General features: G+C 51.4%; 9 protein-coding genes. 4 read left to right on the top strand and 5 right to left on the bottom strand.

Features of this window, described 5'->3' with window-relative positions; translation table 11 throughout:
- On the top strand, window positions 1-310 hold a 310-nt coding region (locus BIZ37_RS26960), incomplete at its 5' end, for a hypothetical protein (RefSeq protein ID WP_222939850.1).
- A gap of 184 nt (window positions 311-494) precedes the next feature.
- On the opposite strand, the gene menE is transcribed toward BIZ37_RS26960, so the two are convergent.
- From menE to BIZ37_RS26935, 5 genes are read right to left on the bottom strand one after another with little or no spacing between them, the layout of a single operon-like run.
- On the bottom strand, window positions 495-1946 hold the full coding sequence (menE, locus tag BIZ37_RS26955) for an o-succinylbenzoate--CoA ligase (RefSeq protein ID WP_222939849.1): 1452 nt from the start codon (window positions 1944-1946) through the stop codon (window positions 495-497).
- Entirely contained in the window at window positions 1934-2908 is a 975-nt protein-coding gene (menC, locus tag BIZ37_RS26950) for an o-succinylbenzoate synthase (RefSeq protein ID WP_187464155.1), read from the bottom strand. The genes menE and menC overlap by 13 nt, the downstream gene beginning before the upstream one ends.
- The gene (gene menH, locus BIZ37_RS26945; RefSeq protein WP_187464153.1) at window positions 2908-3759 is read right to left on the bottom strand and encodes a 2-succinyl-6-hydroxy-2,4-cyclohexadiene-1-carboxylate synthase; all 852 of its coding nucleotides are present in this window, start codon (window positions 3757-3759) and stop codon (window positions 2908-2910) included. The genes menC and menH overlap by 1 nt, the downstream gene beginning before the upstream one ends.
- A complete protein-coding gene (gene menD / locus BIZ37_RS26940; RefSeq protein WP_187464152.1) occupies window positions 3743-5464 on the bottom strand; it encodes a 2-succinyl-5-enolpyruvyl-6-hydroxy-3-cyclohexene-1-carboxylic-acid synthase in 1722 nt (573 codons plus the stop codon). The genes menH and menD overlap by 17 nt, the downstream gene beginning before the upstream one ends.
- Window positions 5461-6777: an isochorismate synthase MenF gene (locus BIZ37_RS26935; protein WP_187464151.1), complete on the bottom strand. Its 1317-nt coding sequence runs from the start codon at window positions 6775-6777 to the stop codon at window positions 5461-5463. The genes menD and BIZ37_RS26935 overlap by 4 nt, the downstream gene beginning before the upstream one ends.
- A gap of 544 nt (window positions 6778-7321) precedes the next feature.
- Here BIZ37_RS26935 and BIZ37_RS26930 point away from each other — a divergent pair.
- The 3 genes from BIZ37_RS26930 (at window position 7322) to BIZ37_RS26920 (ending at window position 10812) form a co-directional block, all read left to right on the top strand.
- Window positions 7322-8536 (top strand): pyridoxal phosphate-dependent aminotransferase, encoded by a 1215-nt coding sequence (locus tag BIZ37_RS26930; protein ID WP_187464150.1) that lies wholly within the window; start codon window positions 7322-7324, stop codon window positions 8534-8536.
- 315 nt (window positions 8537-8851) lie between these two features.
- A complete protein-coding gene (yfbR, locus tag BIZ37_RS26925; RefSeq protein WP_187464149.1) occupies window positions 8852-9436 on the top strand; it encodes a 5'-deoxynucleotidase in 585 nt (194 codons plus the stop codon).
- Window positions 9436-10812, top strand: a complete 1377-nt coding sequence (locus BIZ37_RS26920; protein ID WP_187464148.1) for an anti-phage deoxyguanosine triphosphatase — start codon at window positions 9436-9438, stop codon at window positions 10810-10812. Before yfbR ends, BIZ37_RS26920 begins: the two co-directional genes overlap by 1 nt.
- The last annotated feature ends 66 nt before the right edge of the window (window positions 10813-10878 follow it).

The following is a 10878-nucleotide window of genomic DNA, read 5'->3' as shown; positions in this document are numbered from 1 at the left end:
TTACGATAGTTATGTAAATAAGATAGCGAGTTCAAAATTCATGATCATTGCTAGGTATCATTCTCTTTGTTTCTCGTTAAAAACTTTAACACCATTTTTAGCATTAAAATCTAACTCCCATAAAATTGAAGGTATCTTATCAGATGTGGGAATAGGTAGCTCTAGAATTGTAACTGCATCAGATATAGCTTCTACTGAGTTTAGAGAGTTCACTTCAGAAGAAGAAGCAAATATTTTAAATTACATCAATGAGGCTCCTAAAAAAATAGAAGGGATGTTCAAGGTCATTAGTGGCTTGATAGAGAAATAATACCTTGCACCCTATCGTATTTCCTTAGCCTAAGAGCAAATTGATAAACCGAGTTTTCCCTCGGATTTCATAAATAGCCTTTCCAATCAGCAATCAGCGCTTTGATTAGCAAGGTGGCTTTAGCTTCTCTGAATTACCGTCGCAGTCAGGCCAGTGGACATATACCTCTGGCCTTTTCTGTGAATTACTGTTGCTGGGACAACCATTCGGCCAACTGCTTGCGAGATATCTTGATCCCACCCGAGCTGAAATGGCTAGGCAAAGCCAAGTACTTCACCGGCCGGCGAAGACCCATCACCTGCTCCTTCATAAACGCAGCCAACTCATCTTGGAGGGAGGCACCAAGCTCGTTAGCGGTCTCGACAATGGCCACCGGGCACTGGCCATACTCAGTGTCATCTACCGGCAGAACAAAAGCCTGCTGGACTTCAGGATGGGACAAGAGGACTTTTTCAATCTCTTCCGGCTGGATATTTTCACCGCCAGAGATAAACATATTGTCCTTACGGCCAAGGATAAACAACTCCTCGTCTTGCCAGATGGCCAGATCCTTGGTTGCAAACCAGTCTTGTTCCGAGAAAGGAAAAACCATTCGGTTACGGTAGTAGCCCATTCCCAAGGTCTTGCCTTTTACCAGGACTTCACCCTCTTTGAGCACCAACTCACGGTTTGGCAAAACAGCACCAACACCCGCACTGCTATCGGCAAGCTTGGCCGTGACAGTCGAGCCCATCTCCGTCATACCATAACCACACCAGCACTCGACTCCCGCTTGCTTGGCGCGCTCGGTAAGGCTCACCGGGATCATTGCCCCGCCAAGCAATACTCGTTTCAAAGACAAGCCAGCAATATCGCTATTGTCCAAAAGCCTCTGAAGTTGGGTCGGCACCAATGATGCGTGAGTGACCTTGCTCAGGGCCACTTCTAGCTCTTGCGGTGGTTCAACGACCATTTGGGCACCACGGTATAACCAGCGCCAGACAATTGCCATGCCTGAAATATGAAATAGCGGCAGTGACAACAACCAACTGTCACCGGCTTCAAACGCCATCCAATTTAACAGCCCCGCCGCACTCGCCAAGTGACTTTGGGCACTGTGCACAACCGCTTTGGGCTGGCCGGTAGAGCCTGAGGTCATAGTCAATGTCGCAGCCCGTGTCGCTTGCCACGTCACAGGGACCATTCTAGGAGTTTGCGGAGGCAGTAATTGCAAGCGAGGGAGAAGCGCCAACCCACATTGATCTGCATAGTTATTTTTGGCCGGATACCAAACAAAGTCAGGCTCAAGTTGGGCCAACTGGCTGGTCAGTTCCTGCTGGCTCAACCGAGGGTTCAAGCCAACATAGCGGGCACCGACACGTAAAACAGCAAGCAGCAACCAAATCACCGATGCCGAATTAGGCGCTACCACAGCGACCAGTTGATCACGCTTAAGCCCCTGCTCAACCAAACCTTGGGCGTATTCATCAACCCGTTCGGCCAACTCAGCCCAACTAAATTGCTGTCCTGCAAAAGAGAGAGCGACCGCTGACGGCCGCTCTTTTGCCCAGTATTGCCAAGGCCAAGTGGAAAACGTCATATCAGCCACTTCTTCCACCGGCAAACTCAATGGGGTATCAGATGTTACTTGGACCATACCACGTCCAGTTCAGCCAATGTTGTCACCGGCAATTCACACTCAGGCCACGGTGTTTCTAGCTGGCTTTGGAATAGCTGCATGGTATCAAGCCCAGGAATCACACCCGGCGTTTGCCACTCCGCAAAACGAGCTAGCTGGTTCAGGCCAAGGCTAGTTTCCATGCTTGAACTAATTACAGCGGTTAGGTCGTTTTCATGGGCCTGCTTAACCAATTCAATACAGCGCTCAACACTTCCCACCAAGGTTGGCTTGATCACAATTGCCACCACACCTGGCTCAGCCTTGACGTCAAAGCCTTCATCACGCACGGTTTCATCCCAAGCAATGTTAATGCCTGTTTCCTGGGCAAACGCCAAGCTGTCTGCCGGTGTTTGGCAAGGCTCTTCCAAGAAGGCAATACCACCACGGTTTTCACGCTTCACATACTTGGCGAACTGCTGGGCCTTTAGTGGGGTCCATTGACGGTTGGCGTCCAAGCGCAAGCGAATCCCCGGGATGGAATCGATAAACATATTGGCAACCATGCCGTCGCGAACCGCTTCGTACATGCCCACTTTGATCTTGGCAACCTTCTCGCCCGGCATGTTATTGAGTGCGATGACCAAATCATCCGGGTCTCCGGCACACAATGGGGCTACCGTGTAGTTACCCGCTTGTGGCAAACCGCCCTGCAGCTCAAGCTCTGCCATACTCAGGCCAAACGCAACAGATGGAAGCGCATCAGCAAGATCTAGCGCCTGACCCGCAACCCACTGCTCCAGCAATACCTTGGCTTGTTCACCAGCTTGCTCTGCTGTTTCTAGGCTGAATTCAGGCAATGGCGCAATTTCACCATACCCTTTCTTATCCCCGTCCTGCAGTTCGACAACCCAACCATCGCGGTTAACCAGTCGCTGGGTACGGAGGATCACGCCAGAGTCCATAGGAAGCTGATATTGGTAAAGTTTCGCGCTACGCATCATAAAATTCCATCTGCTTTATTATTAAGAGAATGATCTTTAAATATTGTTCTTGAAATATAGTCGTCTACGGCCCTGGCAAAGGAGTATGGCTGTTCAACGTGAACATTGTGGCCAGCATCTTCAATGACTTGAAAAGAGAGTTCGGACTCAGCAGCCAGAAGCGTAAACTTTTTGTCTTTCTCCCCACAAAGGTAATGCACGGGTATAGGTAGCCCGGTGAGTTGGGATTGCAGGAGAGGTTGTTTGGCTAACGATGTAGCCAGTAGCATATGTGCTATAGATGCACCAAGGTTATCACTGCGCTTGGCAATCAAACCTTGTCTTTGGTCATAGTTCAGTGATGAAAATACCGGTTGCAAGTACCAATCGGCTAGCACTTCGGCAATAGGTTCATTGGCAAACCGCTGCGCCCAACGCTGATCGTTTTCCAATCTTGCTGCCCGATCACTTGATGGCAAACCGAAATGACCACCCTCCAGTATTAACCCGCATAGTTTTGATACCGGTGTTGACACCGCCGACTGGCAGGCATGAAACATCGCGCCCCTCGCCCCGAGCGAATACCCCACCAGAACATAGCGCTCTATCCCCCTGGCAGCCAACGTCTCTGATAGCCATTGGCTGGTCTGTTCAAAGTTTGCCGCCTGTAGTAGGCGACTATGGCCATGGCCAGGCAGGTCAACGGTCAGGCAGGTATATTTAGCGCTCAGCTGGTTAACAACCTGCTGCCAGTCACGGCCTGACCCGAGCAAGCCGTGCAGAAAGACGAGGGTTGGCAAAGTATCGGTATCAACCAGTTCGCCTGCTGCAGTAGCAGGCGCACCGTATGTTTCAGAGTAAAGTTGCATGTTTGATCTCTTTGAACACCGCCCGCAACAACTCACCACTTTCCCCTGATGGGGTCTGGATTTCAACAAGAGTCGCCCCCGCCGTTGCCAAACCATCTTGGACAGCTTGCTTGGCTTCGCCCAGCGTCGTAGGGCAAGCATAGCCAAGCCCAAACATACCCGCAGCATGTTCGAAAGTCAGGCCATGGGGCATCCGGTACAGGCTGTCTTTCTGGGCATCCGGCACCGGTAGCAAGTCAAAAATAGCCCCACCATCATTGTTAGTTACCAGTACCACAAGAGGTTGGTTAACTGCTTTGAGCAGGGCCAACGAGTTGAGGTCATACAGCAACGAGGTATCACCCAAGACACAGAGCATCGGTTGTTCAACCGCACGCTGTACACCCGCAGCGGTAGCTATCAAACCATCAATACCTGATGCACCACGGTTGGCGAAAGTTGCTGTTTGCGGCATCCTACCGCACATATCCAACAGGCGTACAATCAGGCTGTTGCCCAAAAACAGTGAGGTATCCCGGCCGACCCAATCCATCATATTCGCCGTCAGGCTGACTTCGTTAAGCTCGGTGTATTTATCTCGGACCAGCGCCAGGCATTGACTTGATGCAACTTTAAGGTTGTCAGCCCATCCATAGTGAATGGCATTGGCAGATGCGGTACTTTCTGTAAGAAGAGCGGCAAATCCAGCCACATTAGCCTGTATACGGGCCGTTACGGCAAAACTAGGGTCAAGTGCAACGGACAATGGGTCCACCAGCCAATAGTCCTGCCACGGCTTTGCACCGAGCAATTGTCCCAGGCGCTTGGAGACCAACCGGCCACCGAACTGAATGATACACTCAGCCTGGTTGAGGTAATCACGGCAGGCATCGTTTTGCAGCCAAACATCAAACCCAGCCCAGTCGCTGCTCCCTCCGGCTTGCGGATCTGCCAGCAGCGGCCAGCCTAATGCAGAGGCGAGCGTGCGAACCGCCTCACACTCCCCTGGGGCAATTCGGCCTGCAACCACAATCCCTTTTTTGCCCTGCAACGATTGCCAGTGGCAGGCATCAAAAGCGATACCGTTCCTTTGTGCATCGATATACTGGGTGAAACGCTCTTTTCCTGACAGCCAATGCTGGACAGGTTGAAGATAGTTGGAGAAATCGCACTCATCGCCATACAGTGGCTCTGGATAATGGCAGTTGAAATGTACGGCACCACCACGCTGGGATTGCTGGTTCATCACCTTATCGACGGTTGATAGCAACCAAGCCGGGCTGATTTCTTGAGATGGTGTCGGGATAGCTTCAAATGCGGCGACATGGGAGGAAAAAATGCCGTGTTGACGGATTGCTTGGTTGGCCCCGCAGTCAATCAGCTCAACAGGACGATCAGAAGTGAGCAGTACCAGCTTCTCCCCCGTCAAGCCACTTTCGGCAACGGAAGGTAATAAATTAGCCACCGCAGTACCTGATGTCACCACAACCGCTACAGGCTCATTGGTTGCTTTGGCAAGCCCTAGAGCAAGGAAGCCCAGCCCACGCTCGTCAAAATGGGTATGGATGGCAAGGTTGCCATTTTTAGCCGCGGCGAGTGTCAGTGGTGTTGAGCGCGAGCCAGGGGCAATACAGATATGCTTGACCCCGTGGCGCACTAATTCTTCGAGCATCAGCCCTGCCCACAACTGGTTCAAGGCTGCGCGTGTCGATACCCCATTGCTCATGCAGTCCGGCGCTCCCAATCAGGCTCATCGCTTGCTAACAAGCTGCACAGGGTCGAGGTTTTGCGATCCAGCTCTTTCCACTCACTATCAGCAGTCGACCCCGGAACGATACCCGCACCGGCAAACAAGTGCAGCTCATCACCCATGATCAAGGCGCTGCGGATCGCGACGCAGAATTCACTACGGCGGGCTCCCAGAAAGCCAACCGCGCCACTATACCAACCACGGGCAAACGGTTCGTTCTCACTGATAAAGTCCAAGGCTTTATCCCGCGGCAAACCGGCAATAGCCGCTGTAGGCTGGAGGCTGTCGAGCAGCTCCGAGTTTTCCACCCCGTCATTGAGCTGGGCATCGATACCCCGCTTGAGGTGCTGCACTTTGCGCAGGCGGATCAATTCCGGCGTCTGGGCCACATTCATACTAATGCAGCGCGGCACCAAACGATCAACGATATCGTCCACGACCAGACGGTTTTCATAACGATTTTTGTTGTCGTCCAGCAACCATTGCGCCAAACGGTCATCTTCAGCAATATCAGCACCACGGCCAATCGTACCGGCCAGTGCCTCGGTTTGCAGATCTTGCTCCTGGCGCAGGAACAAGCGCTCAGGGGTAGAACCGACAAAACAATGCTTGGCATCAAGGGCCATCATGAAGTGGAAGCTATTGTGGTTGCTGTCACGGCTTGCTTTGAGTAGCTGAGCCGGAGATACCGGTGTATCAAGGGTCAGGGTCGTCTTGCGCGCAAGAACCACCTTCTCGAACACTTTCTTAGAGATAGCTTCAAGGGCATTGCCGATCATTTGTGACCAACCCGTAAAATCCGGGCTGTATGTACGCCCTAAGATCTTGCTGCTGATCTGAGGCACTTCTGCAGTATCCAATGTCAACTGGGCCAAAGCGTCAGTCACTTTACCGCGACTTTCCTCAGACAAGTTCACTGCAACATTCCACCCGCCGTCCAAACGGAAGATTTCCAGTACCGGTAAAAAGAAAAAAGAAGGCATACAACGCCTGTTGCGCTGGGTACGGCCATCAAACGAACGGCCTCCCCAAATACGCTGTCCGTCAGACAGAATTTTCTCGGCAGCTTTTGGATCGGTGAATGTTTTGATTTGCCCAAGCGCCACTACTTCCTCTCGGCAATCGCGTGATTGCCAGTAGAATTTTGGAAACAGGGACTGGGATTCCATCCAATCAATCAGATCGGTATTGGCCGGAAGATCCAGCTTTACCGTAATTCGTTGAGTTGTTGGTGTGGATTGTCGAATTTTTTCAAGTAGTAACTCAACGGCTTTTTGTAACGCGGTCAAGGTAACCTCACTCAGCTCTCAAGCACAGAATTGGCTCATCCCTGGCTGATGGTAAATGGCTAATCAATTAGCATCTTTCGCCCTATATGTGGTCCCCCAGCAAGTCATACAGCTGTAAGCAATAGACCACATACCGAATGCTGGCATTCTACCCCAGAACTCGCATTCTGACTAATAAAGTAATGACTCAACATGAATCTTCATATCTCATCACATTTCCCTGCTCCGGGCCAAGTGTTCCTGCTTGGCAAGATTAGTCCTGTGACCAGATATTATTTTGGCGCCAATATCGACAAATTCGGTTTAAATGCCATCATTTTTTGCTGAAATATCCAACAACTCCCTGCATTGTAATATTTTATTCTATTCAAAGAGGGAATTAGCCCCTGTTTTGCCAACCAACCAGTGGATCACACCTGACAACATAGAATTTAATTATACAAACCACTATTTTACGCTACTTATCCCTACAGGGTGTTTATTTTTTAAGGTTTTATAGTGTAATTTGTTGTCATTAAAGGCTTGAAACAGGATACCACCAATAATGCAAAACATCGGGATGTCATCAAAACTCAACAATGTCTGCTACGACATTCGAGGTCCCGTTCTGAAGCATGCCAAGCGCATGGAAGAGGAAGGGCACAAGATTCTCAAACTCAATATCGGCAACCCTGCGCCGTTCGGTTTTGATGCCCCTGATGAAATTCTGGTGGACGTGATCCGTAACTTGCCGACCTCACAGGGCTACTGTGACTCCAAAGGTATTTACTCAGCACGAAAAGCGGTGGTCCAGCATTACCAAAAACGCGGTATGCTTGATTTGGATGTCGAGGATGTCTACATCGGTAATGGTGTATCAGAACTTATCGTGATGGCGATGCAGGCGCTGCTCAACAACAATGATGAGATGCTGGTGCCGGCACCTGACTACCCATTGTGGACGGCTGCTGTATCACTTTCCGGCGGTAAAGCCGTGCACTATACCTGTGACGAGCAATCAGACTGGTATCCGGACCTGGATGATATTCGCAGCAAGATCACCCCGAATACCCGTGGTATCGTGCTGATCAACCCGAATAACCCAACAGGTGCGGTATACAGCCGAGACTTCCTGCTGGAAGTGGTCGAAATCGCCCGCCAGCACAAGCTGATCATTTTTGCCGATGAGATCTACGACAAGATCCTCTACGAAGGTGCCCAGCATACCTCGATTGCACCGCTTGCCGAAGACGTTTTCTGTATCACCTTCAACGGCCTGTCGAAATCTTACCGAGTCTGCGGTTTCCGTGCTGGCTGGATGGTGCTGTCTGGCCCTAAGCACCTGGCAAAGAGCTACATTGAAGGACTGGAAATGCTCTCTTCGATGCGCTTGTGTGCCAACGTTCCGATGCAGCATGCTATTCAGACCGCGCTCGGCGGCTATCAGAGTATCAATGAACTGATCCTGCCTGGTGGTCGTCTGCTTGAGCAACGTGACCGTGCTTATGACTTGCTGACTTCTATCCCGGGCGTGTCCTGCGTGAAGCCCAAAGGCGCACTTTACCTATTCCCGAAACTGGATCAGAAGAAGTTCAACATCATTGATGACCAGCGTTTCGCACTGGACTTCCTACAGCAGGAAAAAGTGCTGGTCGTCCATGGCACAGGCTTTAACTGGAAGCAACCAGACCACTTCCGTATCGTCACCCTGCCACGGGTTGATGACCTAGAAATGGCGATAGGCCGTCTGGAGCGCTTCCTTCATAACTATCGTCAGTAGATTGGCGATTCAGAATACTATAGGGCAGGATATCAATATCAACATCCTGCCCTTTCTCCACTAGCCGCCCTTGCTCCTACTAGCCCTGGGCCTAGGACCTCAAACCACTTTTCCCCACAGCCTCTAGCCTAGGGCCACTTGCCTCTTTTCCCATAGCCCATAGCTTTCACCCGCTTTTGCCTCTAGCCTATGGCCGCTCTTGCCCTTGGCCTCTAGCCTGTTTCCCAACATTTCTCGTTTGCTCAGCGGTAAATTCTGTTACCTTTAAAAGGTGATTGATTTTGTTACCTGTTCTGTCCGTCAAGAAGTACCGCTATGAAACAAAGCCATTTTTTTGCACACCTTGCTCGAATGAAACTGATCCAGCGCTGGCCGTTGATGCGCTGTGTCGAAGCCGAAAACATTTCAGAACATAGCCTACAGGTCGCGTTTGTCGCCCACGCCCTTGCCCTGATCAAAAACCGCAAGTTCGATGGCAATACCAACCCAGAGCGCATCGCGCTGCTGGCTATGTTTCATGACTGCAGCGAAGTCCTGACCGGGGATATGCCCACCCCGATCAAATACTACAATCCAGCCATCGCTGAAGAATACAAAAAGATTGAGCTTGCTGCCGAGCAGAAACTCCTCTCAATGCTGCCAGAAGAGTTCCACGACGATTATGCCCCGCTTCTCGACAGCCATAAGATAGACAAAGAGGACTATGCCATCGTTAAGCAGGCTGACAGCTTGTGCGCTTATCTCAAGTGTTTAGAAGAGCTCAATGTCGGTAACCACGAATTCACCTCTGCCAAGAACAATCTAGAACAGACCCTGCACGACCGCTCTACCCCGGAAATGCGCTATTTCCTCGAGACCTTTGTAGACAGTTTCAACCTAACCCTAGATGAGATCAGCTAATGTCAGTTATCTCCCTCTGTGATGCATTCAACCAGCAATGGGAAGCGCGTAAAAGCAATGAACAAAAGATGCGGCGCAACGATCATCGCACGGCCTATCAACGTGACCGTGCCCGGATTTTACACTCCGCCGCTTTCCGCCGACTGCAGGCCAAGACACAGGTCCACGGTGCGGGCCACCACGACTTCTACCGCACCCGCCTGACCCATTCGTTGGAAGCTTCTCAGATAGGCACCGGCATTGTCGCCCAACTGAAAATCAAACAACCTGAATTTCGTGATTTGCTGCCATCAAACAGCCTGATGGAGAGCCTGTGCCTGGCCCACGATATCGGCCATCCACCTTTTGGTCATGGTGGTGAAGTTGCCCTGAACTACATGATGCGTGAGCACGGTGGGTTCGAGGGCAATGCCCAGACCTTCAGGATTGTCACCCTGCTTGAGCCGTATACCGAGCAATTCGGGATGAACCTGTCACGGCGTACGCTGCTAGGGCTATTGAAATACCCAGCGTTTATCAGCCATACCCGTGCGACTGAGTTGCCTGCTGACGTCCATCACTTCCGCCACCTCAAGGCCAAAGATTGGTATCCGGCCAAGGGGATATACAACGACGACAGCCAGACCTTCGACTGGGTACTATCACCACTGTCTGAACACGACCGCCAGCTTTTTGGCAAAATGCGCGGCGAACGCACAGCACCGAGGGAGCACCTAAAAACCCGCTTCAAATCGCTAGATTGCTCCATCATGGAACTCGCCGATGATATCGCTTACGGTGTTCATGATCTGGAAGATGCTATCGTGATGGGGATTGTGACTCGTGAGCAGTGGCAGGAAGCCGTCGCCAGCAAACTGGCTGATTGCGGCGAGCCTTGGATCGAAGAGCGCATCGGCGTGTTGAGTGACCAGCTGTTTGGCACCCACCACCAACGCAAAGACGCTATCGGTGCCATGGTCAACGCCCTGTTAACGTCAATCCAAATAGCGCCAACTATCCAGAACGGTATCGATAGCTTCGAAGACCCACTATTGCAGTGGAATGCCTTTTTATCTGAACCGATGGAGCAAGTGCTGGAAGTGCTCAAGCAATTCGTCAGCCAATATGTGGTCCACAAGCCGGATATCCAGCTACTGGAATACAAGGGCCAGCAGTTGGTGATGGAATTGTTTGAGGCCTTTGCCTCGGATCCCGAACGCCTGCTACCGGAAAATACCCGAGAACGCTGGCGCCAATGCAATGACAAAGGCGAAAATGCCCACCGGATCATCGCCGATTATATCTCCGGCATGACCGATGGCTTTGCCCAGCGACTCTACAGTACCCTGTTCCACCCTACCGCCGCCAGCGGCATTGGGTTTCATGGGGGGGACTAAAGGTCCTGGGTCCTGGGTCCTGGGTCCTGGGTCCTGGGTCCTGGGTCCTGGGTCCTGGGTCCTGGG

It is taken from the genome of Photobacterium sp. BZF1 (assembly GCF_014349205.1).
Classification (GTDB): Bacteria; Pseudomonadota; Gammaproteobacteria; order Enterobacterales; family Vibrionaceae; genus Photobacterium.
The sequence above is the reverse complement of the archived record's forward strand: the minus strand, read 5'-3'. Positions and strand labels throughout refer to the sequence as shown.